Below are 26,096 nucleotides of genomic sequence, written 5' to 3' on the forward strand. Positions count from 1 at the left end.
CGCACGAGAGACGGATCCGCCCATGCTCCGCCAGCACCCGCCGCTGAGCTACCCCTTCGAGCCGAACGGCCTCGAACTCGACCCCCGCTACGCCGAGCTGCGCGAGCAGCCGCTGGTCAGGATCCGGATGCCGTACGGCGACGGCGCCTGGCTGGCCACCCGGTACGAGGACGTCCGGGCGGTGCTCGGCGACCCGCGGTTCAGCCTGGCCGCCGCGATGGGCGAGGACCAGCCGCGGATGCGCCCGGTGGCCCGCACCGGCGCCGGCCTGTTCTCCACCGAGCCGCCCGAGCACACCCGGCTGCGCTCGCTGGTGGCCAAGGAGTTCAGCGCCCGCCGGGTCGAGGGGCTGCGCGTGCGGGCCCGGGAGCTGGCCGACGAGCTGCTCGACGGCATCCTCGCCAAGGGCCAACCCGCCGAACTGGTCGAGGACTTCGCGATCCCGATGCCGACCACCATCATCTGCGAGGTGCTCGGCATCCCGGCCGAGGACCACCGGATGCTCTGGCGGTGGGCGGAGACGGTGCTCTCCGCCGTCACCCCGGGCGAGGTGCTGGCCGTCGACGGGCAGGCGTTCATCGACTACATGGCCGGGGTGCTGGAGCTGCGCGGCCGCGAGCCCGGCGACGACCTGCTCACCACGCTGGTCCGGGCCTGCCGCGAGCAGCGGCTGATCAGCGAGGAGGAGCTGCTCTCCATCGCCTGCGACCTGCTGATCGCCGGCTTCGTCTCCACCACCAACCAGATCGGCAACTTCTTCCACCAGCTGCTGGTGAACCCGGAGGAGTCGGCGAGGCTGCGGGAGAACCCCGGGCTGATCCCCAAGGCCGTCGAGGAGCTGATGCGCTACGTGCCGCTGCTCACCGGCTTCAGCCTGCCCCGGTACGCCACCGAGGACGTCGAGCTGGGCGGGGTGGTGATCCGGTCCGGCGAGGCGGTGATGATCGCGACCGCCGCCGCCAACCGGGACCCGGAGGTGTTCGAGGAGCCCGAGCGGCTGGTGCTGGACCGGCCGGCCAACCCGCACATCGGCTTCGGCCACGGCGTGCACTACTGCATCGGCGCGCACCTCGCCCGGCTGGAGCTCCAGGTGGCGATCGAGCAGGTGCTGACCCGGTTGCCGGGGCTGCGGCTGGCCGTACCCGAGCGCGAGCTGCGCTGGAAGGAGGACGCGATGGTGAACGGTCTGCAGGCGCTCCCGATCGCCTGGTGAACGCCCGCTCCCACGGACGCCACGGCAAGGCAGGGCACGGCAGAGCACGGCCGGACCAGGCACGGCCGGACAAAACACGGCCGGACAAGGCAAGGACGACGAGGAAGGCCAGTAATGGCACGGCAGACAGACACCGCACGCCGGCGGGAGTCGATGATCATCGTCGGCGGCGGTCTCGGCGGCCTGTCCACCGGGTGCTACGCCCGGATGAACGGCTACCGCACCAGGATCTTCGAGATGCACGAGATCCCCGGCGGGTCCTGCACCGGCTGGGACCGCAGCGACTTCACCTTCGACTGGTGCATCAGCTGGCTGCTCGGCAACGGCCCGGGCAACGAGATGTACCAGATCTGGCTCGAACTGGGCGCGCTCCAGGGCAAGGAGATGCGGCACTTCGACGTCTTCAACATCGTCCGGGGCCGGGACGGCCGGGCGGTCTACTTCTACTCCGACCCGGACCGGCTTGAGGCGCACCTGCTGGGTCTCTCGCCGGTCGACGCGGCGCCGATCCGGGAGTTCTGCGCGGGGATCCGGACCTTCCGCCGGGCGCTCGCGGCCTACCCGTTCCTCAAGCCGGTCGGGCTGATGGGCCGGCTGGAGCGCTGGCGGATGCTGGCCTCCTTCACGCCGTACTTCAACACCATCCGCAAGTCGATCGCGGTGCTGATGACGGACTTCTCGCAGCGGTTCAGCGACCCGCTGCTGCGCGAGGCGTTCAACTTCATCCTCTACGAGAAGCACCCGGCCTTCCCGGTGCTGCCGTTCTACTTCCAGCTCGCCTCGCACGCCAACCAGGCGGCCGGGGTGCCGGAGGGCGGTTCGCTCGCGCTGGCCCGGTCGATCGAGGACCGCTACCGCGGGCTCGGCGGGGAGATCACCTACAACGCCAAGGTCGAGGAGATCCTGGTCGAGGAGGACCGCGCGGTGGGCGTGCGGCTCAGCGACGGCCGGGAGTACCGGGCCGACATCGTGGTGTCCGCCGCCGACGGCCACACCACGGTGATGAAGCTGCTCAAGGGCCGGTACCTCAACGACACCTACCGCCGGCTCTACACCTCGCTGATCGACGAGCCGGGCCAGCTGTCGCCGGGCTACGTGGCGCTCTTCCTGGGCCTGCGCAAGCCCTTCCCGGCGGGCGACCCGTGCACCACCTACCTGCTGGGCGAGCGGGAGGCGGCCGCGCTGACCGGGATCCGCTGCCCCTCGATGAACGTCCAGTTCCGCACCCGGCACTACCCGGAGCTGGCGCCGTCCGGTTCCACCGTGGTGTTCGCGACGTACTTCTCCGACATCGCCCCCTGGCGGGCGCTGTCGGAGGGGCCGGAGCGGTCCTCCCGGGTGCGGCGCGGCGAGGAGCTGCACACCCTGCCGGTCAAGCACGGCCGGGAGTACGTGGCGGCCAAGCGGCGGGTGCGCAACGGCATCGTCTCCTTCCTGGACGAGCGCTTCCCCGGTTTCAAGGACGCGGTGGCCGTGGCCGACGTGTCCACCCCGCTCACCCAGGTCCGTTACACCGGCGTCTACGACGGCACCTTCCCCGGCTGGAACCCCTTCGTGGAGGGCGCCGAGACGGTGGAGGAGGAGATCAAGCGGAGCGGCCCGGTGCTGCCCGGGCTGTCGAACTTCTACCTCTCCGGGGTCTGGGCGACCATCGGCGGGCTGATCCGGGCGGCCGCCGCCGGGCGGCACGTCATGCAGTTCGTCTGCCGGGACGACGGGCTGGAGTTCACCGCCGAGATCGACCGGAGCGCCCCGCCGCCGACGCACCTGGTCATCCCGGTGGGCCGGCCCGCCGAGCCGGCCGGCCGGACGGCGCCGGTGGCAGCCGGTGAGGCGGCGCGGGACGAAGGCCGCGAGGACAGCGAGAACGTGCAGACGGGAGCCCTGGCATGAGGATCGAGAAGTGGGTGGTCCGGGAACACCTGGACGGCGTGCCCGACGTCAACCGGATCTACGAGAAGGTCGTCGAGGACGTCACGATCGACCTGCGGCCGGACGAGATGCTGTTCCGGACCAGGTACGTCTCGGTGGACCCGTACCAGAACGGCCTGGCGTTGGAGACGCCGGTCGGCCACCACATGGGCGCCGACTCGATCATGGAGGTGATCGAGGCCGGGCCGGAGGCGGCGTTCGCGGTCGGCGACCTGGTGCAGGGCTTCGGCGGCTGGCGCACCCACGTCGTCCACAACGGCGCCGAGGAGCTGTGGACGACCGGCATCTTCCCGATGGTCTTCCCGGCCTACCGCCGGCTGGACCCGTCCTGGTACGACGAGCGGCTGCCGCTGTCCACCGCGCTGGGCATCATGGGCGCGCCCGGGATGACGGCGTGGGGCACGCTCACCCGCTTCCTGGAGGTCCGCCCCGGCGACACCGTGGTGATCAGCGGCGCGTCCGGCTCGATCGGCACCCTGGTGGGCCAGTTGGCGAAGCGGGCCGGCGCCGGCCGGGTGGTGGGCACCACCGGCTCGCCGGGCAAGGCCGAGTACCTGCGCGATCTGGGCTTCGACGAGGTGGTGGTCTACGCGCAGGGCGACGACGCGGAGAAGGTCCGGCAGGCGCTGCTGATCGCCGCGCCGGACGGCGTCGACCGCTACTTCGACAACCTGGGCGGGGCCGTCACCGACGCGGTGTTCACCATGCTGAACGTGGACAGCCGGGTGGCGGTCTGCTGGCAGTGGGCGACCACGGTGAACGGCGAGCTGACCGGGCCGCGGCTGCTGCCGTACATCATGTTCCCGCGCACCACGATCCGAGGGATCTTCGCCCAGGAGTGGTTCACCGAGCCGCTGCTGGCGCAGATGCACCAGGAGCTCGGCGGGCTGGTCGGCAGCGGGGAGATCCGCTACCACCAGACCGTGCACAAGGGGTTCGACGCGATCCCGCAGGCCTACCGGAGCCTCTACCTGGACCGCGACGTCAACCGGGGCAAGGTGCTGGTCGAGGTGTGACCCGGTCCCGGGCGGGGACGGATCGGTCCCCGCCCGGGACGCGGTTCAGCCGTTGTCGGGCCCGGTCGTCGGGCCCGGCCGTTGCCGGGCTCAGTCCTCGTCGGGGCCGCCGACGTCGGAGCCGTCCGGGGTGCCGGTGATCGCGTACCCCTGGCGGCGCGCCTCGTAGCAGGCCACCGTGGCGGCGGCGGAGACGTTGAGCGAGCCGACCCGGCCCAGCTGCGGCACGTAGACCACCTGGTCGCAGAGGGCGAGCGCGTCCGCCGTCACCCCGCGGTCCTCGTGGCCGAGCACAAAGGCGACCGCCGGGGTCAGCTCGGCGGCGAACATCGGCACCGCGTCGTCCGCGAGCTCCAGGCCGACCACCTTGAAGCCATCGGCCTTGGCGGCCTCGATCGCCTCGGCGACGGTGGGGAAGTGCTCCACCTTCAGGTACTTGTCGGTGCCCATCGCGGCCTTCTGCGCGCCGGACGAGCGCACCGACGGGGTGTCACCGGTCAGGTAGAGCTTCTCCGCGCCCATCGCGGCGCCGGTCCGGACGACCGAGCCGACGTTGAAGGGCGACTGGAGGTTCTCCAGGATCATCGCGAGCCGGAACTCGTTGCCACGCCGCCACGAGCGGTGCAGCCGCTTCAGTTCGGTCCCGCGGAGCTGCTTCACGACGTCGTCCCTCGTCCACTCTCGGGGCCCTCGCCCGCCGTCGGGCGGGGCCGCGCTTCCAGAATCCGGAACCCGTTGACCGAGGTCAGCCGGGTGGTCGGCCAGCCCTGCTCGTTCAGCCACTTCTGCAGCGAGTCCGAGCCGAGGTGCTTCTGCACCACCAGGAAGGCGGAGCCGTCCGGGGTCAGCCGGCCGAGCCACTGCTCCAGCAGCCGGCGCAGCGCCGCCTTGCCGATCCGGATCGGCGGGTTGGAGTAGATCGCCGCGAACCGCAGTTCGGCGGGGACCTCCTCGGGCAGCGCGGCCTCGACGTTGCCCAGCCCCAGCGACTCGGCGTTGTGCCGGACCAGTTCCAGGGCGCGGCCGTTGACGTCCACCGCCCAGACCGGGAGCCGCTTGCGGCGGGTCGCCCAGGTCAGCGCGATCGGGCCGTAGCCGCAGCCGACGTCCAGGATCGGGCCGCGCACCCGGGGCGCCGGCGCGTGCTCCAGCAGGATCCGGGTTCCCGGGTCCAGCCGGGTGCGGGAGAAGACGCCCGCGTCGGTGGTGAGCTCCAGGGTGAGGTCCGGCAGGGTGACCGTGATCGGGCGGCGCTCACTGGCGACCTCGGGTGCACCGGTGAAGTAGTGCGAGCCGGACATGAATTCCCCGTCGTTCGTAAGGGCCTCGGGGCCACCGGGAGGTGTGGGTAAGCCCTGCTGGTACGGCTCCGATCGTACCCCGGTGGCCGGGAGGCCCGTTCTGCCCGGCGGGCGTGGGAGGAGGCAACACGCCGACGCGCCGTCGGCGCTTCGCGCCCGGGCGGAGGCCGACGGATACTGCCAGTACCCCACCGGGCAGTGGCCATCGGGTCAGAGGAAGCCTCCGAGGAACCTTCGAGGAACGAGGACGGACGCCATGCCGCAGAACCACGAGGACTACCTGGACGAGGCCGACGAGGCCGCGGAGCCGGACGAGCAGACGGCCGAGGACGAGTACGACGAGCTGGCCGAGCGGCGGTCGCTGGGCGCGGACCCGGCCACCGACGTCGCGGACGCCGCAGAACAGAACCGGATCGTCCAGCTCGACCAGGACGAGTACCGGGAGTAGGGCCGGTCGCCGGGGCCCGCCCGCGTCGGAAGCCCGGGGTCAGAGCGCCCCGCGGCGCTGGAGCCAGCTGAACGCCGCCCAGCCCGGGAGCACCGGCAGCAGGAGGGTGAGCAGCCGGAAGAGCGTGACGGTGGCCGCGATCCCGCCGTCGTCCATCGAGGTGGCCCACTTCAGGCCGGCCGCCAGCGCGCCGTCCACGAAGCCGGCCCCGCCCGGGGTCGGCGCGGCGCTGCCCGCCGCGTTGCCGACCAGGAACACCACGCCGACCGCGGCGAAGCCCGGCTCCGACCCGACCGCCCGGGCACAGCAGTACAGGCAGCTGATCAGCGTGATCGACACCAACAGCTGCCCGGTGAAGCCGACGGCCAGCCGCCCCGGGTTGCGCAGCAGCTCCACCAGCCGGGGCAGCACCTCGGCGGTCAGCGGACGCAGCCGGGCGACCAGCCAGCGCCGGGCGGGCGGCACGGCGGACACCGTGGCCAGCACGGCGCCCGCCACCGCGATGCCGCCGACCACGAACGGCAGGATCTCCAGCTCGGAGCCGCCGGCCTCCAGGCCGGTCAGGTAGACGAAGGCGCCGACCTGCAGCAGGTGCAGCACCAGTCCGAGCAGCTGTCCGACGCCGACGCTGGAGAGCGCCTGGGCGGTCGGGATGCCGGCCCGCTGGAGGAAGCGGGTGTTCAGGGCGACGCCGCCGACCCCGCCGGGGGAGACCAGCTTCACGAAGGAGCCGGCGACCTGCGCCAGCACGGCGTTGCGGAAGTCCAGCCGCTCGGGGACGAAGCCGATGAAGCCCATCGCCCCCATGACGTGGCTGGTGGCCGCGGCGAGCAGGGCGAGGACGAGCCAGAACGGGTCGGCGTCGGCGACGGCGGTGAGCGGGTTGCGCTCGGTGGCGAAGAACTGCGGGATCAGCAGCCAGCCGGCCACCACGCCGCCGCCGACGGCGAGCACGGTGCGGGGGCGCAGCCGCTCCAGCCGGACCGGCCGGACCGGGGCCTGCGGGCGGCTGTGGAGGATCTCGGTGCGGATCTGCTCCAGCAGGTCGGGCTCGGGCGGCGCGGGCGGTCCGGGCGGTGCGGGCGGTCCGGGCGGTGCGGGCGGTGCGGTCCGTCCGGACCGTTTGAGGGCGAGCCGGGTGCCGCGGGTCAGCGCGATCGGCTGGAGCAGCGGCAGGGCGGCGGCGACCGCGTCCGGGCCGAGCGCCGCCACCGCGGCGCGCACCGAGCGTTCGGCCCCGGTGCGCAGCGCGAGCGTGGTGAGCAGCTGGGCGACGTCGCAGCGCAGCACCAGCTCGCTCGCGGCGATGTCGCCGTCCGCGAGGTTCACCAGGTGCACCGCCCCCGCCGCGTCCACCAGCAGCGCGGAGGGCACCAGCGCGCGGTGCGCGATCGCCCGCCGCTGGAGCAGGGCCAGCTGGCCCCAGGCGTCGGCGAGCATCGCGTCGGTGAGCTCCTCGTCGCCCAGCTCGTCCAGGGTGCGGCCGGGCAGCCGCTCGTAGGCGACCAGCGCGGTGTCCGGGCCGAGCTCGGCGGTGGCGGCGATCCGGTGGGTGCGGACCCCGGCGGCCACCGCCGCGTAGGAGACCAGGGCCTCGTGCTCCAGCCCGGTGCGCAGCGAGCGCAGGGCGCGCGGGTGCGGGGCGGTGCGCAGCCGCAGCCGCCGCCAGGCGCGCTGCACCAGGGCGGCGGTGACCGCCTGCCGGTCGAGCAGCTGGACGTCGAGTTCGGGGCGGCCGTCCTGCTGGCGGACCAGGTAGCGGTCCGGGCCGGCCGGGGTGGCGGCGGCCGGGCGCAGGCCGGCCTCGCGCAGGCTCTGCAGGAGCCGTCCGGGCCGGGGCCGCGGGTCGGGGGTGCCGACGGCCCAGCGGGTGCCGTGGGCGGCCGTCCAGCCGATCAGCAGACCCAGCAGCAGGGCGGTCGGGGTGGCGGTCCCGCCGGCGAGTCCGGCCAGCGCGGAGAGGCTGAGGACGGCCCACGGCACCCGCCGTTCGCGGGCCGCGGAGGCGATGAGGAAGGCGAGGACGGGGGCGAGGTAGCCGTACACCGGCTCGGTGCGGGCGAGCGGGTCGCCGGGCAGCGGCCGGGTGAGCGCGGAGGCCAGGGAGAACGGTGCGCGCCCGTCGATCCACAGGTCGACGGCGAGCGAGGCACCGTAGGCGAGGACGGCGGCCAGTACGCCGTCGGCGAGCTGCTGGAGGACGTGCCGCCGGTCCGCCGCGGTGCCGAGCAGCCGGCAGGCGCCCGAGAAGCCGGGCAGGAGCAGCAGCGCGGCGGTGCTGAGGCCGGTGGCGACGCCGCCCAGCGGGTGCGGCACCAGTGCGGCGAGAGCGGCGGCGTCCTCGGCGAGGCCGTTGGTGGTGGCCCGGGCGTAGTCGGCGCCGAGCAGGGTGAGGGCGATCACGGCGAGGCCGGCGAGCAGCCGGATCAGTGCCGCGGGCTGCCGGATCCGGCCGGTGCCGGATATGCCCGGGGGCGGGGGGTCCCCGGTGCCGCCGGCCGTGCTGATCGTCGCGTTCCCCGTCACATCCGCCACTGGTGCATGCTCCCACGCGCCCTCCGGGTGCGTGTCCCGGGGAGCGGGGCGGGCCCGGCGTCACTACTGTGCGTTCCATGAGCGACTGCGAAGACCTCGCCGCCGCACCCAGGGACATCGCGCCGCTGCCGCCCGTGGACGGCTGCGCCGACTGCCTGGCCCAGGGGCGCCGGGACTGGGTGCACCTGCGGCTCTGCCTGGACTGCGGCCACATCGGCTGCTGCGACTTCTCGCCGCAGCGGCACGCCACCGCGCACTTCCACAACAGCTCCCACCCGGTGATCCGGTCCTACGAGCCGGGGGAGGACTGGCGGTGGTGCTTCGTCCACGAGCTCATGGGGTGACCGGGTCGAGGGGATGACCGGGTTGACGTTCCGGCCGCCATGGGTTGAGGTGTAATTCCCGACCAATCGGGACATAACGCCCGTGCGGCCTCCGGCCGGGTTCCGTCCGGCCGGCGGCCACCGAAGGGAGGCCGACGATGACCGAACGAACAGCGGGAAGCTCTCCCAGACTCCGCCGCGGCGCCCAGGACCTGCTGGAGCGCCGGGGCATGGCGGCGACGCCGGACACGCTCCCGCCCCGGCTGCGGACCGGCGTCCCGCAGGCCGCCGCCGGCGCCGGGGCCGCGGGCGCCGACTCGTTCCGGCACGGCGGCCGGGACGCGGTGACCGCCGTCCCGCACGCCGCGCCGGCGCAGCACGCCGAACTCCGGGGACACCGGCACCGCGGTGCCGAGAAGCACAGCGCGCACTGAGCGCCCCGCCCCGGTCGGCGCCCTGACCCGCGTTCAGGACGTCGGCCGGGGCCGTGCGGTGGCGTTGGCGGTGATTCTGTCAGTGGTCTGCGGTACCTTTCCTGGCGATCGAGGACAGCAGGTGAGCGGGGGCACGGGCGATGGCCGAGCTGATGACGGAGGAGCCGGTCGAGCTCCAGCTGGAGCGGTACCGGACGGAACTGACCGGGTACTGCTACCGCATGCTCGGCTCGGTCTTCGAGGCCGAGGACGCGGTGCAGGACACCATGGTCCGCGCCTGGCGCGGGTACCGGGGCTTCGAGGGTCGTGCGGCGCTGCGCTCCTGGCTCTACCGGATCGCCACCAACGTCTGTCTGGACGCGCTGAACGGCCGCAACGCCCGGGCCAGGCCGATGGACCTGGCGGGCCCCTCCACGGTGGCCACCGCGACCGACGCCCAGCTGCCCGAGGTCACCTGGATCGGCCCGGCGCCGGACGGCCGGGTGCTGCCCGAGAGCGGTGATCCGGCGGAGGTGGCCGCGCAGCGCGAGTCGGTGCGGCTGGCCTTCGTCGCCGCGCTCCAGCGACTGGCGCCCCGGCAGCGGGCAGTGCTGATCCTGCGCGAGGTGCTCGGCTGGCGGGCCAACGAGGTCGCCGAACTGCTCGGCGTCACCGTCGCCTCGGTGAACAGCGCGCTCCAGCGGGCCCGGGCGGCGCTGGCCGCCGACCCGGCTTCCGCCCGGCCGGCCCCGGCGCTGGACGAGGACCACCGGGCCCTGCTGGACCGGTACGTCGCGGCCTTCGAGGCGTACGACATGGACGGCCTGGCGGCACTGCTGCACGAGGACGTCACGCTGAACATGCCGCCGTTCGCGCTCTGGCTGACCGGGCACGCGGACCTCAGGGAGTGGATGCTCGGGCCGGGCCACGGCTGCCGGGGCTCTCGGCTGGTCGCGGCGCGGGCCAACGGCAGTCCGGCGTTCGGCCAGTACCGGCCGAGCCCGGACGGCGGGCACGAGCCGTGGGCGCTGATCGTGCTGGAGGTGTCAGCGGGCCGGATCACCGGGCTCACCAACTTCCTCGACACCGACGTGCTGTTCCCGCTCTTCGGCCTGCCGCCGCGGCTGGCGGCCGGGGAGTAGCGCCGCGGTGTCCTCCTCGACCAGGAGGACACCGGCCAGCCCGCTGAACGCGAGCAGTTCGCGCAGCGGGCCGCCGGCGTTGAGCAGGACGAGTCGCACGCCGTGCCGGGCGGTGGCCAGCCGCAGCCGGGCCAGGGCGTCGACGACGGCCAGGTCGGGGGCGGTCAGGGCGCCCAGGTCGCAGCTCAGCAACCGGTCGGCGGACGCCTTCGCTTCGGTCTTCGGTTCGGTCGTCGCTTCGGTCTTCGGTTCGGTCTTCGGTTCGGTCTCCACGGAGATCAGACCGGTGCCGCGGACCGGCCTCATCGGCCACCGGAGAAGATTTCCGAAAAACTTCGCCGAAGAGCGATGAGTTTCCGATGTGCCTCCGGTCTACCCCTGTGAAAGCGCGGCACCGAGCGGCGCTCCTCCGACCCGAAGGAACCACCACCATGACCGAGAACCTCGGCACCCTGTCCATCGTCCGTGAGCTGCGGGCCACCCCGGCCGAGGTCTTCCGGGCGTACGTCGAGCCCGCGCAGTTCGTCCGCTTCTGGGGCCCGGTCGGCACCCACGTCCCGCTGGACACCGTGACCATCGAGCCGGAGGTCGGTGGACGCTTCGACAGCACGATGGTGATCGAGGCGACCGGCGACCGCTACCCGCTGCGCGCCCGGTTCACCGCGATCCGCGAGGACGAGATGCTGGAGTTCTTCGAGGAGGGCGTCGGCCTCACCGGCCGGATCACCCTGAGCGACCTCGGCGACGGCCGCACCCGGGTGCTCATGGAGCAGGAGAACGTCCCGGCGATGTTCCTGGGCCCGGAGGCGGAGGCCGGCCACAACTCCAGCTTCGACCGCCTGGTCGAGCACATGGCCACCCGGAGCTGACCGTTCCGCCGGCTGGCAGAGTGGGGCGCGTCGTTTCCCCGCACCCCAGGAGGCCCAGCCGTGCCGGTCGAGCCGTTGAAGTCCCGTGAAGAGTGGTTGGCCTCGCTGCCGCGGATCTACGCGGCGGCGGGGTGCGTCCTGCGGGACGCCTCCGGGCGGATCCTGCTGGTCAAGGCGGGCTACCGGGAGCACTGGCAGTTCCCCGGCGGGACGATCGACCTGGGGGAGGGGCCCGCGGAGTGCGCGGCCCGGGAGCTGCTGGAGGAGACCGGCATCGTCCGGGAGGCCGGGGAGCTGCTGGCCATCTCCTGGACCCACCCGTCGGACGAACTCGACCACCCGGCCGAGCACTTCCTCTTCGACTTCGGCGCCGTCCCGGACGGTACCCCTGTGACCGTCCCGGACGGCGAACTCGACGACCACCGCTGGGTCGAGGACGAGGAAGCACTCGAACTGCTGGGTCCGGCGCGGTCGTTGCGGCTGCGCGCGGCCCTGGCGGCGCAGTCGGACGGGCGGGTCCGGATCGTCACCACCCATGTGTCGGGCTTCTGAGCGACCGACGGAGTCCCGGAGCCGCGCCCGTCCCGCGCGGCCCCGGAACGGTCCGGTCAGGCCTGGCCCTCGTCGTCGTCCGCGGTCGACGCGACGAAGGCGGCGAGGAGTTCGCCGATGAGGCGCTCGACCTCCGCCTTCTCGACGCCGAGGTCGTTCAGCACCCCGGCGCCGTTCTCCAGCTCCAGCAGGGCGAGCAGGATGTGCTCGGTGCCCACGTAGTTGTGACCGAGCTTCAGCGCCTCCCGGAAGGTCAGCTCCAGCGCCTTCTTGCCCCGGGCGTCGTACGGGATGAGCGCCGGCACCTCGGCGTCCGGGGCCGGCAGCACGGCGGTGGCGGCCGTGCGCAGCGCCTGGGGGGTGACGCCCTGGGTGGCGAGCACCCGCACGCCCAGGCCGTCGGGCTCGACGAGCAGGCCGAGCAGCAGGTGCTCGGCGCCGATCTCGGCGTTGCCGGCCTGACGGGCCTCCTCCTGCGAGGCCATCACGACGTGCCGGGCCCGGTCGGTGAACCGGCCGAAGCCCTGGCTCGGGTCGAGGTCGTTGGGGGTGGCCGGGTCCTTGGGGACGAAGCGCTTCTGGGCGGCCTGCTTGCTGACGCCCATGCTGCGGCCGATGTCGGTCCAGGAGGCGCCGGAGCGGCGGGCCTGGTCGACGAAGTGGCCGATGAGGTGGTCGGCGAGCTCGCCGAGGTGGTCGGCGGCGATGACGGCGTCGGAGAGCTGGTCGAGCGCGTCGGCGTGGAGCTTCTTGATCGCGTCGATCAGATCGTCGAGGCGCAGCTGAGTGGTCTTGGGAACGATCGGATTCTCCATAGCGTCAACCTTAGGTTGTCGATCCCGGATCGTCAACCATCGGTTGACGCCGAAGTGGCCGGCCTCCCTACCGCTTCTCCCAGACGTAGGCCGCCGAGACCGGGTGGCTGCGGTACTTCTCCCACTTCGGCTTGAGCGCGATCCACCCCTCGTCCACCACCGCCTCCCGCATCTCGACCAGCGTCCAGCCCGCCGCCAGGCCGGCCGTGAGGTGGTCGGAGACCAGGTGGACGTGGGTGGTGATGGCGACGTCCGAGCCGTCCGCGCCGGTGAAGTGGGTCGGCATGCCGGCCGCCATGATGAAGGACGGGTGCAGCCCGACCAGGACGCAGCGCCCGCCCGGGCGGGCCAGCCGGAAGGCCTCGCGGTAGTAGGGGCCGAGGTCGGCCAGGTGCTCGTCGATCAGTGAGGAGATCACCAGGTCGTAGCCGCCGGCGGGGAGTCCGGTGGCGGCGACGTCCCCCTCGGTGAGGGTGTCGTGGGCGCCGCGCTCCTCGGCGCGGGCCAGCATCTCGGGCGTGAGGTCCACGCCGTCCAGCACCAGGCCCTCGGCGGCCCGGCCGCGCAGCCAGGCGCCGGTCCGGCCGGTGCCGCAGCCGAGGTCGGCGGCCCGGCGCACCTCCGGCCAGGCGGGCAGGGCGAGCCGGTCGAGGACGGCGAGGTCCATCGCGTCCTCGACGGTCTGCTCGTAGGTGTCGACCCAGCCGGCGTAGCCGGTCCGGACGTCCACGGTGGGGTAGTTGCGGGTGTCGAAGTCGGAGAAGTCCACCATGCCCGGCAGTATTGAGCGCTCACCGGGCCGACCGCGAACGATTATCGGAGCGCCGGAATGAACCCTCCGGGGTGGGAGGTCGGACCGATCGGCCTCCCACTCCCGGGTGGCGGTCAGTCAGGAGGGCAGCAGGCGGCGGCGGACGGCGGCGAGGTCGGCGGGGGTGACGCCGGCGGACAGCAGGTAGGGGGTGGGCGCGAAGTCGGCGAGGGTGGCGGTGACGGCGGCTTCCGCGGTGGTGCCGGCCTCGGTGAGGACGGCGTCGATGCGGCGGTACTGGTCGGGGAGGCCGAGCATGCCGTAGAGGGGGCGGACGTTGGGGGCGCTCTGGAGGTAGTCCGTGACGATCTCGGCGGGGGTGACGTCCGCGAGGGCGAGCAGCAGGAGGGCGGCCAGGCCGGTGCGGTCGCGGCCGGCGCCGCAGTGCACGACCAGGCCGCCGGGGCGGGCGCCGGCGATGGTGGTGATCAGTTCGGCGGCGGCGTGCGGGCAGTGGTCGAGGTAGGGGCGCAGGGCCAGCGGGGTGCCGTCGAGGTGGCCGTAGCTCTTCCACCAGGCGGGGCCGGCGAGTTCGTCCAGCGGGACGCGGATCAGCTCGACGCCCTCGGGCAGCGGCAGGAGCGGCTTGTACTCCGTGATGTCGCGCAGGTCGACGACGGTGCGCACGCCGTGGTCGAGGACGGCGTCCCAGCCCTCGGCGGTGAGCCGGTCCAGGTTGTCGGCGCGGACGATCGCGCCGCGGGTGGTGCGGGCGCCGGTGGTGGTGCGCAGTCCGCCCAGGTCGCGGACGTTGAGGCAGCCGTCCCAGACCAGGGTGCGGTCCTCGGTGGTGGTGGGTTGCGCATCGGCCCGGCTCATCGGTTCCCCGTTTCCTCGACGAGGGGGTCCCGTTACCCCCTCGTGATGTGTGGACTTCCGGTGGAGCCGGATGGTTCCTGGGATGTTCGGATGATCAGTGGGGTGGGGTGGTCAGGCGGCGGCCTCGGTGCGGACCAGCTTCGCCATCGGCTCGGCGGCGGTCCGGCCGAGCACCGAGCCGGCGGCCAGCCCGGCGACCAGCAGGACGGTGGACAGCCACGCCATGGTGGCCACCGGCAGGGTGAAGGCGCCGACCACCCGGGCCGCGCACTCGGCGAGCAGCGCGCCGCCCCAGACGGCGGAGAACAGCCGCTCGTGGCGACGGAAGGAGCGCGAGCCCGCCGCGAGCCGGTCCCAGGCGGCCTCGCGGGCCGGGTCGCCCTTGGTGAGGAAGGGGCGCAGCGCGGCGGACATCAGCGGACGGGCGGTCGGCGCGGAGGCCAGGATCGCCAGCGCCATGAAGCCGCTGAGCACCGAATCCTTGGCGAGCATCAGCCGGGCGTCGCCGCTGACCGCCGTGAGTGCCAGGCCGACCAGGTTCACGCCGAGCATCAGGGCGGCGAAGCGGTTGAGCGTGCGCTCCCCGACCAGGCCGAGCACGGTGCGGGCGACCGGGAAGGCGCTGCTCCAGGCGAGGGCGGCGAACTCGCTCAGACCGAGGCCGGAGTGGAGGAGGTAGAAGCCGGCGAGCGGGCCGGCGATGTCGACGGCGAGCGGGCGGAGGGCCTTGCCGAGAGGGTGGGGAGCGGTGCCGGCGGTGGCGGTGGCGGCGATCTGGCTCATGGCGGGTTCCTCCCCGGACTGGCTGCTCGGTCGGCGGGCCGCTGCCCGCTCCGTCGTGCCTCCAGTCTTCCGAGCGGGGCCGCCCGCCCAGCAGTGCCGTGCGTTGCCGGATCCGCATGACAGTTGTCACGGCGCGCACCGTGACAGTGCCGTTGAGCAGGGTGAACGCCGTGCGGCGTCAGGGGCGGCCGAAGTCCCAGAGCGGCCGGCCGAGGGTGTCCACGCAGCGCACCACGGCGAAGAGCCGGTCCCCGGCCGCCTCGTCCGAGGCCGCCTCGTTCCCGGCCGACTCGTCCTCGGCGGACTCGTCCTCGGCGGAGAGGAACCCGTGGGCGACGCCGCGCAGCACCGTGCGGGCGGCCGCGTCCGCCCTGGTCCAGGCGCCGGTGAGGACCAGCGCGCCGTCGACCAGCTCGGCGCGCTGGACGCGGGCCACCGGGACGGCCAGCAGCGCGGTGTTGACCTGTTCCAGCTCGGCGGCCGAGAGGTAGGTCTCGCCGGTGGCGGCGCCGCGCTCCCGTTCGGCCCGGCGGCGCAGCTCGGGCAGCCCGTAGTGCCGGACGGCGGCCACCGAGTCGTCCAGGGTGACCCGCCAGCGCGGTCCGGGCAGCACCTCCCACCAGACGTCCTCGCCGACCGGCAGCAGTTCGCCGATCCGGGCGCGCCAGGACTCGATGCCGTAGACGGCGCGCGGGTCCGGGCGCGGGCCGGGGAGGGCGGCGGCGGTCCAGTCGGCGCGGTGGACCAGGCTCAGGTCGAAGGTGTAGCGCAGCCGGCCGTCGGCGCGCTGCTCGACCAGGCCGAGCAGCGCCCAGTGGGTCGGGTCGGGGAGGCTGAAGGTCCGCCGCCAGCCGGTGAGGCCCAGGAGGCGGAGGGCGGGCGCGAGGTGGTCGCGCAGGCCGCGCTCGAAGAGCTCGTGGGCGGCGGAGGTCATGGCGTTCCTGGGGGTGTGGGGGAGCGGCCGGCGATGCCCGGGGCGCGAGGAAGGGGGAGGGCGCGAGGGCGGCGGCGCAGCGGCCGGAAATGAATCGTTCACCTACAACGTAGGTGACATGGCGATTCCAATGCCGCAGACGAAGGCCAGATGGTCTCGGGACCTTCGACCCGAAGGTCCCGAGGGGGCCTGTTTGCGGCCTGTGCCGTGACGCCCGGGCGATCGGCGCGTCGACGGGCGACGGTCGGGACCCGCCGGAACGGCCCGTTCGCCCGCATGGCGGATGATGTGGCGGGTGCAGAGTGCAGAACGCCCCGGAGCGGGCACCGACAGCCCCGTCGGCCGGTCCGGACCGGTCCCGACGTCAGGCCCGCCACCCGGTCCGCCCACGGGCGCGGCCACCACCCCCGTCGAGCTGACCGAGGCCGTCCGGGCCGCGCAGGGCGGGGACGAGGAGGCCTTCCGGCTGCTGTTCCGGAGTGTCCAGCCGGGTCTGCTCCGCTACCTGCGGGTCTTGGTCGGGGGCCGGCCCGAGGACGCCCAGGACGCCGAGGACATCGCCTCCGAGACCTGGCTGCAGATCGCCCGCGACCTCGGCTCGTTCACCGGCGACGGTGACGGCTTCCGCGGCTGGGCGGCGACCGTCGCGCGGCACCGGGCGCTGGACCACCTGCGGGCCCGCCGCCGCCGGCCGGTCGCCGACCTGCCCTTCGAGTACCTGGCCGAACTGGCCGGCGGGGACGACACGGCGGGCGCGGCGCTGGCCGCCGTCGGCACCTCGGACGCGCTGGCGCTGATCTCCCGGCTGCCCCGGGACCAGGCCGAGGCGGTGCTGCTGCGGGTGGTGATGGAACTGGACGCGGAGAGCGCCGCCCAGGTGCTCGGCAAGCGCTCCGGCACCGTCCGGATGGCCGCGCACCGGGGACTGAAGCGGCTCGCCAAGCTGCTGGAACAGTCCTTTCCGGCGGGCGCGGGAGCGGGCGCGGGCGGACCGGGGATCCCGGCGGCGCGGCCGGGCCGGGACGGGGATCCGGCCGGCGGTCCGGCCGGGGGGCCGACCGGCGGCGGGGCGGTCAGGAAGGGACTGGGGAGGACCGCGAAAAAAAATTCTCCGCAGGGTGTGACAGAACGCCGGGCCGCGACGCTGAAGGACATGAGATGAGCACCAACCGATCCCGCCGGATCGACCGTGACACCGCCGAGCGACTGCTCGCCGGTGCCGTGGGCGGCCCGTCGGCCGGGCGGGACGCCTCGCTCACCGGCCCGGACGGCACCACCGGGCACACGGGGACCCTCCCGCCCGAGCACGGGCCGGAAGAACGGGTCACCCGGGTGCTCGCCGCCGCCGCGGCGCCGGCGACGCGGGGCGAACTGGCCGGGGAGGAAGCGGCCCTGGCCGCGTTCCGGGAGGCCCGTCTCGCGCCCGCACCCGCAGTACCCGCCGCACCCGCACCCGTCCGGAGACGTTCGATGGCAACCGCCGCGCTGACGAGGGCCTTCAGCACGAAGGCCGCCGTCGTCATGCTCGGCGCCACGGCGCTCGGCGGAGTCGCGGTCGCGGCCGGAACGGGCAACTTCCCCTCGGCCCTGGGCGGAGGGTCGGACGAGCCGCGGCACGCGGTCGCCCCGGTGACCTCCACCGCGACGACCGCGACGGCCACGGCGGGGGCGCGCTCCGCCGCTCCGTCGGCCGAGCCGTTCACCGCCGCCGCGGCCGGTGGAACCTCCGGCGCCCCCTCGGACGGCTCCTCGTCCGGCCCCTCGGGCGGTCCGGCCACCGCCGCTCCGTCCACCCCGGCGAACCGGCCGTCGACGCCGCAGCCGTCCACCGCCACGCCGGGGGACGGGCGCGGTCCGTCGAACCCGGCGGCCCACGCGGCGCTCTGCAAGGCGTTCTCCGACCGGGCGGGCAAGGGCGAGCGCCCGCGCACGACGGTCGGCGATCCGCAGTTCGGCGGGCTGGTCGCGGCTGCCGGCGGGCCGGACAAGGTGGAGGAGTACTGCGCCCGACTGCTCGCCGCCGTGGGTGGCGACGACCAGCAGGGCGGTCCGGCACCGTCCCGGTCCGGCGCCGCGACCTCCGGGAACGGTGGGGGCGGCAACGGCCAGGGCTCGAACGGCCAGGGGAGCAACGGCCAGGGGACCAACGGTCAGGGCTCCAACGGTCAGGGCTCCGGCAACAGTTCGGGTTCCGGCGCGAACGGCGGTGGCAACGGCAACGGCAACGGCAACGCGGCCCGGCCGTCGAAGGCCGCCACCGCAGGGCCCACACCACCCGCGGCGACCACGGCGGCCCCGCCGGGGCAGCCGAGGACCGACCGCCCGGACCGGCCCGACGTCACCTCGGACAACACGAGGTGACCCACGATCTCCGGATGGGCGGCGAGCGACTCCCCCCGGGCCCGTCGCCCATCCGGAACGCTCCACCCCGCACCACCGCAGTAGCCGCACCACCGCAGTGACCGCACCACCGCAGTACCCCGTTCCACCCGAGGACTCCGGGTGGTCGGCCGGCCCCCCCGTGCCGGCCGTCCACCCGGCCGGCCCCGGCCGGGACGGCAGGCGCACCCCGGAACGCGCCCGCCGGCCCGGCCGGACCGGAACCCGCCGGCCCGCCCGCCCGCAGTCAGGGCGGGCCGGCACCCCGCCCGACCAGTCCGACCCGCACCGACCGTGACCGTCGTCCCGTACGACCCATGAGCCGGCGGTCGGGGATCCGCTGCCCGGTTCCCCGGCCGCCCACCCCTCCCGGGCAGGCCGCCGCCGCCCGGGGCCGGTCGTCGCCGGGGGCTATCGTGCACAGGTGCACGAGGCGGTCCGGGACCCCGGGCGGGGCCTCTGAGGGGAGCGGTTCCAGGTGATCGGACGCGCGCTGAACGGGCGCTACGAACTCGTCGAGATACTCGGCGTCGGCGGCATGGCCACGGTCTGGCGCGGAGTGGACCACGTGCTGGGCCGTCAGGTGGCCGTCAAGGTCCTCAACGGGGGCCTCGCCGACGATCCGCGGTTCGCCGAGCGGTTCGGCCGAGAGGCGCAGCACGCCGCGATGCTGGTCCACCCGAGGATCGTCATGGTCTTCGACTCCGGGGTCGACCAGGGCTCGCCGTACATCGTGATGGAGCTGGTGCACGGCCGCTCACTGGCCGCGCTGCTGGCGCAGCGGCCGGTCCTGCCGGTCGAGCAGGCGGTCGGGATCGCGGCCGCGGTCTGCGAAGGGCTGGCCCACGCGCACGCGGCGGGCCTGGTGCACCGGGACATCAAGCCCGGCAACATCATGATCACCGACGACGGCGGGGTGAAGGTCGTCGACTTCGGCATCGCCCGGGCGGGCTCCTCGCACAACCTCACCCAGACCGCCTCGGTGCTCGGCACGGCCGCCTACCTGTCGCCCGAGCAGGCCACCGCGAGTCCGCTGGACGGCCGCACCGACCTCTACGCGGTGGGCTGCGTGCTGACCGAAATGCTCACCGGCGCGCCGCCGTTCGCCGCCGAGACGCCGGTGGCGATCGCCTACAAGCACGTCGGCGAGCAACCGCTGCCGCCCTCGGCCCGGCGTCCCGGCCTGCCGCCCGCACTGGACGCGGCGGTGCTGCGGCTGCTCGCCAAGCACCCGGCCGGCCGCCCGGCGGACGCCCTCGCGGCGCGGGCCGAACTGCTGGCCTGCGTCCCGGGGTCGGTGCCCGCCGACCCGACCACCGAACTGCTCGCCGCCGCTCCGCTGCCGCCCGCCCACCTCGCCGCTCCCGGGCCGGACCAGCAGCACACCACCCTGCTGCCGCCCCAGCCGGCGCCGCCGGCCCCCACCTCGGTGATGGCGCCGATCCCGGCGGCCCCGGCGCCGATGCCGGAGCCCGAGCGGGACAGCCGCCGCAAGCCGATCGTGCTCGGCGCCCTCGGCCTGGCCGGTGTCGCCGGCGCCGCGGTGCTCGCGCTCACCGCCTTCGACGACCCGGCCACCCCCGCCGCCGCGCCGTCCGCCCGTCCCACCGCGAGCGCCCCCGCCGCCCCGCCGTCCACTCCCGCCCCGACCCCGACCCCGACGCCCACACCGACCGCCACCACCCCGTCGGCGCGGCCGACCCCGACGGCCCCCGCCACCACCCCGGCCCCGCACGACCCGGCGCCGCTGGTCCAGATCAACGCCCTGCGGCAGAGCATCGCGCAGACCCAGGTGGAGAAGGAGCGCGCCCGTCAGATCGACCTGCTGCGCACCCTCGACGAGGCCACCGCCCATCTCAACGAGGGCCGGCCCGACGACGCCGCCGCCCGGTTGAAGGGCGCCCAGCGGACCGTCCGCGACCTCGCCAAGAAGCACGCCATCGACGGCCCGACGTACCAGAACTGGAACTCCGCCCTCTCCTCGCTGATCACCTCCCTCAACGCCGTCGCCGACCAGGAGGACTGACCCGCCATGAGCACGCACCACGAGCTCTTCGTCGAGCGCGCCGACGGCGTCTCCGACGAACAGCTGGTCGCGGACGTCGAGGCCGCCTGCGGCGTGCCCCTGCTCCCGAGCGGGAACGAATTCGACGACTGGTACGCGGGGTTCGAGCACACGAAGGTCCGGCTGGCGTTCTCCCACGACTTCGAGGAGGACAAGGGCATCCCCTTCGAGCGCTACGACTCCTACCTCGACGTGAAGGACCTCGACGGCGATCTGGTCCGCCAGGAGGCCACGGCCCGCCGCTGCTACGACGCCCTCGCCGCCACCGGCCGCTACCGGCTCGCCCTGGTGCTCGACCTCCAGCGTCTGATCCTGGCGACGGATCTGCCGCGCGGCTGAGCCCGGGTCAGGCGCCGAGGAAGCGCTGGAGCTGCTGGAGCACGTAGTTGGCACCGGTGTAGCCGATGCCCTGGAACCACAGCTGGTCGTCGACGGGGAAGGCGCGGTGCGCCCTGACCGCCTCCAGGGACTGCCAGGCGGGGCTCGCCAGGGTGGCGTTGAGGCCGTTGCGGTCCGGGTCGCCGTAGTCGGCGTAGAGGAGCAGGTCGCCGTCGGCCCTGGCGAGCTGGTCGGGCGGGAGCTCGATGTCGGACTGGTCGGTGTTCTGGGCGTCCGGGCGGCCGAGGCCGGCGTCGGTGAGCACGGACCCGGGGAAGTTCTGCTTGCCGAAGAGCCGGATCCCGCCGCCCTCGACGAAGCGGAGCAGGCTGACCTTCCGGCCGCCCGCCTTGGCGTTCGCCAGCGCCGTCACCACCTGGTTGACGTGCCGCTGGTAGGAGGTCGCGAAGGCCGTCGCCGCGGCCTGGCGGCTCAGCGCCTGGGCGTGGGTCTGGACGTTGGCCTTCCAGGGCGCGCCGGTGGTCTGGGTGAGCACGGTCGGGGCGATCGCCCGCAGCTCGTCGTACCGGTCGCCGTCGCGGGCCTGGTTGGACAGGATGAGGTCGGGCCGCAGGGCGCGGACCGCGGCGAGGTCCGGGGAGCCGGCCGGGCCGACGTAGGCGGTCCGGGCGAGCCGGGAGGCGGGCCAGTAGTCGGGGAAGCCCCCGTCCGCCGCGGGCCGGGCCGCGCCGACCGGGGTGATGCCGAGGGTGAGCGCGGAGTCCAGTTCGGCGGTGTCCAGGGTGACCACCCGCATCGGCGCGCCGGGCACGGTGACCGGTCCGGTGGCGGTGGCCACGGTGACGTCCGGCAGCGGGGTGGGGGAGGGGGTCTCGCCGGCCGCGAGCCCGGGCGGCGAGGGCGCGGTGCGGTGCGTGGTGCAGCCGGTGAGCGCGGCGCCGCCGAGCCCGCCGAGCGCGGTCAGCAGAGTGCGGCGGGTGAGCGGGGACATCGGCACCTCGGACGACGGGGGCGGGCGGGCACGGCGCGTCGATTATGTCCGAATTGGTGCGTCATGGGTGCATAAAACGTCGCTACGCGTCGGCCCCGGCCCGCTACGCGTCCGCCCCGGCCCGTTTGGCCGGCGCCCCGGCCGTCCACGGCGCGCCCGGCACCACCAGCGGCGTCCCGGTCACCGGATCCGGCACCACCACCGACTCCAGCCCGAACACCTCGCGCACCAGCTCCGCCGTCACCACCTCGGCCGGCGGGCCCTGTGCGACGATCCGCCCCTCGCGCATCGCCACCAGGTGGTCCGCGTACCGGGCGGCCTGGTTGAGGTCGTGCAGCACCGCGACGATCGTCCGCCCGCGCTCCACGTTCAGCCGCCGCACCAGGTCCAGCACCTCCACCTGGTGCGCGATGTCCAGGAAGGTGGTCGGCTCGTCGAGCAGCAGGATGTCGGTGCCCTGGGCGAGCGCCATGGCGATCCACACCCGCTGCCGCTGCCCGCCGGACAGCTCGTCCACCCCGCGCTCGGCCAGCTCGGCCGTCGAGGTGCGCTCCAGCGCCTCCGCGACCGCCTCCTCGTCCTGCGCCGACCACTGCTGCCACCAGCTCTGGTGCGGCTGGCGGCCGCGTGCCACCAGGTCGGCCACCGCGATGCCCTCGGGGGCGCTCGGCGACTGCGGCAGCAGCCCGATCCGCCGGGCGATCTGCTTGGTCGGGACGCGCGCCAGCTCCTCGCCGTCCAGCAGCACCGCGCCGCGGGCCGGCTTCAGCAGCCGGCCCAGCGCGCGCAGCAGGGTGGACTTGCCACAGGCGTTCGGCCCGACGATCACCGTGACCTTGCCGTCCGGGATCCGCAGCGAGAGCTTCTCGGCGACGGTTCGCGCCTCGTAGGCGAGGGTCAGCTCGCGGGCCTCCAGGCGGTGGGCGGACACCCGGTCGACGGCCCCGGCGGACTCGGCGGACTCGGTGTCGACGGCGGACTCGGTGTCGACGGACTCGGCGTCGGCGGGCATCGGGACCTCCACGACTCAGGAACCTCCACGGCGGGAGCGGATCAGCAGCCACATCAGGTACGGCGCGCCGACCAGCCCGGTCACCACGCCGACCGGCAGCTCGGTGGGCGCCAGCAGCCGACGGGCCAGCAGGTCGGCCAGCACCACCACCAGTGCCCCGGTGAGCGCCGAGCAGAACAGCGGGATCTGTGCCGAGCGGGCCAGCCGCACGGCGATCTGCGGGGCCATCAGCGCGACGAAGTCCACCGGACCGGCCGCCCCGGCCGCGCAGGAGGCGAGCACCACGCCGAGCAGTGCCATGCCCAGCCGGATCCGGTTCAGCCGCAGCCCGAGGCCGACGGCGGTGGCGTCGTCGAAGGAGATCGAGCGCTGCGCCCGCGCCGCCCACAGCGCCACCGGCACGGAGGCCAGCAGCACCCAGGCGAGCCAGCCGGCCTGGTCGTAGCCGGAGCCGTTCAGGCTGCCGGTCATCCACACCTTGGCGGCCTGCGCCTGGAAGCCGTCGCCCTTGGTGAGGAACACCGAGGTCAGCGAGGAGAGCGCGACGGAGATGCCGATGCCGATCAGGACGAAGCGCTGGGCGTGCAGTCCGCGCCGCCAGGCCAGCAGGTAGACCAGTACGCCCGCCGCCAGCCCTCCCGCCACGGCGGCGTAGGGCACCTGGCCGGTGGAGCCGACCACGCCGTACGCCAGCAGGCCGACCACGGTGGCGGTGGCGCCCCAGGAGACGCCGACCACGTCCGGGCTGGCCAGCGGATTGCGGGCGACGGTCTGGATCAGCGCGCCGGCCAGCCCGAGCGCGGTGCCCACCAGCAGGCCGACCACCACCCGGGGCAGCCGGAACTCGCCGACCACCAGCTCGTGCGGGCTCGGCTGCCCGAACACCACCTTCAGCACCTCGCCGGGCGCCACCGTGGACTCGCCCAGGCAGAGCGAGGCGACGACGGTGGCGGCCAGTGCCACCAGCAGGCCGAGCGCCGCGTACGCCGAGCGCCGGTGCAGCAGGAAGGAGGCGCTCCGGGCGCGCACCACGGTGTAGCCGCGCAGCGGAACCGTCGGGGCCGTCATGCCGCCACCACCTTCCGCCGCCGGACCAGCGTGACCAGCACCGGCACACCGACCAGCGCGGTCATCACCCCGGCGGGCACCTCGGAGGGCGGGAACAGCACCCGGCCGAGCGTGTCGGCGAGCAGCAGCAGCGCCGGGCCGAGCACGGCGGAGAGCGTGAGCACCCAGCGGTGGTCGGCGCCGGCCACCGCGCGGGCGGCGTGCGGCACGGCCAGGCCGACAAAGGCGACCGGTCCGGCCGCGGCGACCGCGGAGCCGGTCAGCACGGTGGCGCCGAGCGCGCCGACGGCCCGCACCAGCCCGGTCTTCGCGCCGAGCCCCTTGGCGGTGTCGTCGCCGAGCGCCAGCGCGTCCAGGCCGCGCGCCACCGCGAACACCAGCACCGTGCCGACGGCCAGGAACGGCAGCAGCTGCCAGGCGACGTCCGCGGTGCGGCCGGAGAGCGAGCCGACGTGCCAGAACCGGAACTGGTCCATCGCGGCCGCGTCGGTGGTGAGCACCAGGGTGTTGAGCGAGGCGATGAACGCGGACACCGCCGAGCCGGCCAGCGCCAGCTTGACCGGCGTCGCCCCGCCCCGGCCGCGTCCGGCCAGCCCGTAGACCACCACGGTGGCGATCACCGCGCCGGCGAAGCCGAACCAGACGTACCCGGTGAGCGTGGAAATCCCGAACGCGGAGATCGCCAGCACCACGCCGGCCGCCGCGCCCTGGCTGACGCCGAGGATGCCGGGGTCGGCGATCGGGTTGCGGGTGATGCCCTGCATGACGGTGCCGGCCAGGCCGAGCGCCGCCCCGACCGCGAGGCCGACGACGGTGCGCGGCACCCGCAGCTCGCGGATCACGACGGCGTTGGTGGTGTCCCCGCCGTGCAGCAGGGCGTCGACGGTGTCGCCGAACGGGATGTTCCGGCTGCCGACCGCCAGGCTCAGCAGCACCGCGGCGGCCAGCACGGCCAGCGCGGCGGCGAGCCACAGGATGCGGCGGCGCAGCAGGCGGGCTCTGCCGGGCGCGGTGGTGTCGGTCATGGCTCTCTCTCGCAGATAGCTGAGGCAAACCTAAGTTCCCCGCCGAAGCCGGGGCAAATCGTTCCTTCGGTCCGGCCCGGCCGTTGGATAGCCTGGCGGTATGCCTGTGACCTCGGACGCCCCGCTCACTGTCGGCTTCGACCTCGACATGACGCTGCTGGACACCCGGCCCGGCATCCGCGCCACCTACCTGGCGCTGTCGGCCGAGACCGGGACCGCCATCGACGCCGACCTGGCGGTCACCCGGCTCGGGCCGCCGCTCCTCCACGAGCTGCGCAACTGGTTCCCGGAGGCGCGGCTGGAGGAGGTCGCGGACCGCTACCGCACGCTGTACCGGGACCACGCGTTCGCGCCGACGGTCGCGCTGCCCGGCGCGCACGCCGCCCTGGACGCGGTCCGCGCGCACGGCGGCCGGGTCACGGTGGTCACCGGCAAGTACGGGCCGAACGCCCGGCTCCACCTGGAGCACGCGGGTCTGCGGGCGGACGCGGTGGCCGGCGACCTCTGGGCGGAGACCAAGGGCGAGGCGCTGCGCGAGCACGGCGCCACCGTCTACGTCGGCGACCACCTGGGTGACATCCGGGGCGCCCGGCACGCGGACGCCCTCGCGGTGGCGGTGGCCACCGGCCCGTACGGCGTCGAGGAGCTGCGGGCGGCGGGCGCGGACGTGGTGCTGCCCGACCTCACCGCCTTCCCGGCCTGGCTGGCCGGGCACCTGGCTGCGGCCTAGGCGTTCGCGCGGGCCCGGCGGCGCTGGGAGCGCGCGGAGAGCAGCAGGCCGGTGAGGGCGAGCAGGAAGCCCAGCGGCATCAGCATGCTCAGCCAGTACGCGGCCGTGGGCAGCGGCGTCAGGTGCAGGAACAGCGGGACGAAGGTGACGAGCGTGGCGAGCGCGCCGAGCCCGAAGACGATCGTCCCGGCCTTGACGCAGGCGTCGCCGCGGTCGGTGCTCTGGCTGCTCACGGGTCTGCTCCTCTGCGGCCGGGACGGCGGGTTCGGCTGCCGTCCCAGTCTCGCAGAGGCCGCCGGCGGCCGTTCCCGCGCGGCCGCCACGAGGGCGGGCGGTCCCGTCACGTTGCGCAGTTTTCCGGGCGCTGGGAGTTTTGATCCCTGCTGGGCGGGGGTATGCAGGCTGTGCCGAGGGGTGCGATCAGTGCGCCCCGTTCTCTCCGACCGGGGGTGCGAGCCTGTGGACAGCGCCGAGCCGCGCCCCGGCCGTGCCGGTTCCGGGCCGCCCGTGGCCGCCGGACTTCCGGACGGATCTTGTGCGGAACGCGGATGAGACAGTGACGGACCGTTAGTCTGCTCCTC

At 74.5% G+C, this 26,096-nt stretch carries 28 protein-coding genes; 14 read left to right on the forward strand and 14 right to left on the reverse strand.

Features of this window, described 5'->3' with window-relative positions:
• Positions 1 to 22 precede the first annotated feature (22 nt).
• The 3 genes from ACFU9E_RS01025 to ACFU9E_RS01035 all read left to right on the forward strand — a co-directional run bounded on the left by ACFU9E_RS01025 (position 23) and on the right by ACFU9E_RS01035 (position 4,161).
• A complete protein-coding gene (locus tag ACFU9E_RS01025) occupies positions 23 to 1,213 on the forward strand; it encodes a cytochrome P450 (protein WP_380680791.1) in 1,191 nt (396 codons plus the stop codon).
• A gap of 114 nt (positions 1,214 to 1,327) precedes the next feature.
• Positions 1,328 to 3,106 (forward strand): phytoene desaturase family protein, encoded by a 1,779-nt coding sequence (locus tag ACFU9E_RS01030; protein WP_380680794.1) that lies wholly within the window; start codon positions 1,328 to 1,330, stop codon positions 3,104 to 3,106.
• A complete protein-coding gene (locus ACFU9E_RS01035) occupies positions 3,103 to 4,161 on the forward strand; it encodes an MDR family NADP-dependent oxidoreductase (RefSeq protein WP_380680797.1) in 1,059 nt (352 codons plus the stop codon). The genes ACFU9E_RS01030 and ACFU9E_RS01035 overlap by 4 nt, the downstream gene beginning before the upstream one ends.
• A 90-nt stretch (positions 4,162 to 4,251) precedes the next feature.
• Here the strand turns inward: ACFU9E_RS01035 and ACFU9E_RS01040 are convergent, their stop codons facing one another.
• Positions 4,252 to 4,821, reverse strand: a complete 570-nt coding sequence (locus ACFU9E_RS01040) for a TrmH family RNA methyltransferase (RefSeq protein WP_380680800.1) — start codon at positions 4,819 to 4,821, stop codon at positions 4,252 to 4,254.
• Positions 4,818 to 5,462, reverse strand: a complete 645-nt coding sequence (locus ACFU9E_RS01045; RefSeq protein ID WP_380680803.1) for a class I SAM-dependent methyltransferase — start codon at positions 5,460 to 5,462, stop codon at positions 4,818 to 4,820. The genes ACFU9E_RS01040 and ACFU9E_RS01045 overlap by 4 nt, the downstream gene beginning before the upstream one ends.
• Positions 5,463 to 5,718: 256 nt before the next feature.
• Here ACFU9E_RS01045 and ACFU9E_RS01050 point away from each other — a divergent pair, with 256 nt between their 5' ends.
• Entirely contained in the window at positions 5,719 to 5,910 is a 192-nt protein-coding gene (locus ACFU9E_RS01050; protein ID WP_380680806.1) for a hypothetical protein, read from the forward strand.
• Between the two features lie 39 nt (positions 5,911 to 5,949).
• Here the strand turns inward: ACFU9E_RS01050 and ACFU9E_RS01055 are convergent, their stop codons facing one another.
• Positions 5,950 to 8,445: a YbhN family protein gene (locus ACFU9E_RS01055; RefSeq protein ID WP_380680809.1), complete on the reverse strand. Its 2,496-nt coding sequence runs from the start codon at positions 8,443 to 8,445 to the stop codon at positions 5,950 to 5,952.
• Positions 8,446 to 8,522: 77 nt separating this feature from the next.
• Between ACFU9E_RS01055 and ACFU9E_RS01060 the strand changes: the two genes are divergently transcribed.
• The 3 genes from ACFU9E_RS01060 (at position 8,523) to ACFU9E_RS01070 (ending at position 10,323) form a co-directional block, all read left to right on the forward strand.
• Positions 8,523 to 8,789, forward strand: coding sequence for a UBP-type zinc finger domain-containing protein (locus ACFU9E_RS01060; RefSeq protein ID WP_355360047.1), 267 nt, complete (start codon positions 8,523 to 8,525; stop codon positions 8,787 to 8,789).
• A gap of 137 nt (positions 8,790 to 8,926) precedes the next feature.
• Positions 8,927 to 9,202, forward strand: a complete 276-nt coding sequence (locus tag ACFU9E_RS01065) for a hypothetical protein (protein WP_380680812.1) — start codon at positions 8,927 to 8,929, stop codon at positions 9,200 to 9,202.
• A gap of 140 nt (positions 9,203 to 9,342) precedes the next feature.
• A complete protein-coding gene (locus tag ACFU9E_RS01070; protein WP_380680815.1) occupies positions 9,343 to 10,323 on the forward strand; it encodes a sigma-70 family RNA polymerase sigma factor in 981 nt (326 codons plus the stop codon).
• Here the strand turns inward: ACFU9E_RS01070 and ACFU9E_RS01075 are convergent.
• Complete coding sequence (locus ACFU9E_RS01075) at positions 10,228 to 10,629, reverse strand: STAS domain-containing protein (RefSeq protein WP_380680818.1); 402 nt, start codon at positions 10,627 to 10,629, stop codon at positions 10,228 to 10,230. The two genes, ACFU9E_RS01070 and ACFU9E_RS01075, sit on opposite strands and share 96 nt — an antisense overlap.
• Before the next feature lie 125 nt (positions 10,630 to 10,754).
• Between ACFU9E_RS01075 and ACFU9E_RS01080 the strand changes: the two genes are divergently transcribed.
• Complete coding sequence (locus tag ACFU9E_RS01080; protein WP_380680821.1) at positions 10,755 to 11,192, forward strand: SRPBCC domain-containing protein; 438 nt, start codon at positions 10,755 to 10,757, stop codon at positions 11,190 to 11,192.
• A gap of 60 nt (positions 11,193 to 11,252) precedes the next feature.
• Positions 11,253 to 11,744 (forward strand): NUDIX domain-containing protein, encoded by a 492-nt coding sequence (locus ACFU9E_RS01085; protein WP_380680824.1) that lies wholly within the window; start codon positions 11,253 to 11,255, stop codon positions 11,742 to 11,744.
• Positions 11,745 to 11,800: 56 nt separating this feature from the next.
• Here the strand turns inward: ACFU9E_RS01085 and ACFU9E_RS01090 are convergent, their stop codons facing one another.
• The 5 genes from ACFU9E_RS01090 to ACFU9E_RS01110 form a co-directional block, all read right to left on the reverse strand.
• Complete coding sequence (locus tag ACFU9E_RS01090) at positions 11,801 to 12,559, reverse strand: Clp protease N-terminal domain-containing protein (protein WP_380680827.1); 759 nt, start codon at positions 12,557 to 12,559, stop codon at positions 11,801 to 11,803.
• Between the two features lie 67 nt (positions 12,560 to 12,626).
• Positions 12,627 to 13,331 carry a class I SAM-dependent DNA methyltransferase gene (locus ACFU9E_RS01095; RefSeq protein ID WP_380680830.1) on the reverse strand — a complete coding sequence of 235 codons (705 nt, stop codon included), beginning with the start codon at positions 13,329 to 13,331 and terminating at the stop codon, positions 12,627 to 12,629.
• Positions 13,332 to 13,448: 117 nt separating this feature from the next.
• Positions 13,449 to 14,189 carry a tyrosine-protein phosphatase gene (locus tag ACFU9E_RS01100; protein WP_380680833.1) on the reverse strand — a complete coding sequence of 247 codons (741 nt, stop codon included), beginning with the start codon at positions 14,187 to 14,189 and terminating at the stop codon, positions 13,449 to 13,451.
• Positions 14,190 to 14,300: 111 nt separating this feature from the next.
• On the reverse strand, positions 14,301 to 14,972 hold the full coding sequence (locus ACFU9E_RS01105) for a VC0807 family protein (protein WP_380680836.1): 672 nt from the start codon (positions 14,970 to 14,972) through the stop codon (positions 14,301 to 14,303).
• Between the two features lie 178 nt (positions 14,973 to 15,150).
• A complete protein-coding gene (locus ACFU9E_RS01110; RefSeq protein WP_380680839.1) occupies positions 15,151 to 15,906 on the reverse strand; it encodes a hypothetical protein in 756 nt (251 codons plus the stop codon).
• A gap of 286 nt (positions 15,907 to 16,192) precedes the next feature.
• Here ACFU9E_RS01110 and ACFU9E_RS01115 point away from each other — a divergent pair, with 286 nt between their 5' ends.
• From ACFU9E_RS01115 to ACFU9E_RS01130, 4 genes are all read left to right on the forward strand, one after another.
• The gene (locus ACFU9E_RS01115) at positions 16,193 to 17,068 is read left to right on the forward strand and encodes an RNA polymerase sigma factor (protein ID WP_380680842.1); all 876 of its coding nucleotides are present in this window, start codon (positions 16,193 to 16,195) and stop codon (positions 17,066 to 17,068) included.
• Entirely contained in the window at positions 17,065 to 18,267 is a 1,203-nt protein-coding gene (locus tag ACFU9E_RS01120; RefSeq protein WP_380680845.1) for a hypothetical protein, read from the forward strand. Before ACFU9E_RS01115 ends, ACFU9E_RS01120 begins: the two co-directional genes overlap by 4 nt.
• Positions 18,268 to 18,763: 496 nt before the next feature.
• Entirely contained in the window at positions 18,764 to 20,311 is a 1,548-nt protein-coding gene (locus tag ACFU9E_RS01125) for a protein kinase (protein ID WP_380684373.1), read from the forward strand.
• A gap of 6 nt (positions 20,312 to 20,317) precedes the next feature.
• Positions 20,318 to 20,689 (forward strand): hypothetical protein, encoded by a 372-nt coding sequence (locus ACFU9E_RS01130; protein WP_380684372.1) that lies wholly within the window; start codon positions 20,318 to 20,320, stop codon positions 20,687 to 20,689.
• A gap of 7 nt (positions 20,690 to 20,696) precedes the next feature.
• On the opposite strand, the gene ACFU9E_RS01135 is transcribed toward ACFU9E_RS01130, so the two are convergent.
• From ACFU9E_RS01135 to ACFU9E_RS01150, 4 genes are all read right to left on the reverse strand, one after another.
• Positions 20,697 to 21,680 carry an ABC transporter substrate-binding protein gene (locus tag ACFU9E_RS01135; protein WP_380684371.1) on the reverse strand — a complete coding sequence of 328 codons (984 nt, stop codon included), beginning with the start codon at positions 21,678 to 21,680 and terminating at the stop codon, positions 20,697 to 20,699.
• Between the two features lie 103 nt (positions 21,681 to 21,783).
• The gene (locus ACFU9E_RS01140) at positions 21,784 to 22,692 is read right to left on the reverse strand and encodes an ABC transporter ATP-binding protein (RefSeq protein WP_380684370.1); all 909 of its coding nucleotides are present in this window, start codon (positions 22,690 to 22,692) and stop codon (positions 21,784 to 21,786) included.
• 15 nt (positions 22,693 to 22,707) lie between these two features.
• Positions 22,708 to 23,760, reverse strand: a complete 1,053-nt coding sequence (locus ACFU9E_RS01145; protein ID WP_380684369.1) for a FecCD family ABC transporter permease — start codon at positions 23,758 to 23,760, stop codon at positions 22,708 to 22,710.
• Positions 23,757 to 24,785: a FecCD family ABC transporter permease gene (locus tag ACFU9E_RS01150; protein ID WP_380684368.1), complete on the reverse strand. Its 1,029-nt coding sequence runs from the start codon at positions 24,783 to 24,785 to the stop codon at positions 23,757 to 23,759. Before ACFU9E_RS01150 ends, ACFU9E_RS01145 begins: the two co-directional genes overlap by 4 nt.
• A 100-nt stretch (positions 24,786 to 24,885) precedes the next feature.
• Here ACFU9E_RS01150 and ACFU9E_RS01155 point away from each other — a divergent pair, with 100 nt between their 5' ends.
• On the forward strand, positions 24,886 to 25,515 hold the full coding sequence (locus ACFU9E_RS01155; RefSeq protein ID WP_380684367.1) for an HAD family hydrolase: 630 nt from the start codon (positions 24,886 to 24,888) through the stop codon (positions 25,513 to 25,515).
• Here ACFU9E_RS01155 and ACFU9E_RS01160 read toward each other — a convergent pair.
• Positions 25,512 to 25,748 carry a hypothetical protein gene (locus ACFU9E_RS01160; RefSeq protein ID WP_380684366.1) on the reverse strand — a complete coding sequence of 79 codons (237 nt, stop codon included), beginning with the start codon at positions 25,746 to 25,748 and terminating at the stop codon, positions 25,512 to 25,514. The two genes, ACFU9E_RS01155 and ACFU9E_RS01160, sit on opposite strands and share 4 nt — an antisense overlap.
• Positions 25,749 to 26,096 lie beyond the last annotated feature (348 nt).

Origin of the sequence: Kitasatospora sp. NPDC057595 (assembly GCF_042800875.1) — a bacterium.
Classification (GTDB): domain Bacteria; phylum Actinomycetota; class Actinomycetes; order Streptomycetales; family Streptomycetaceae; genus Kitasatospora.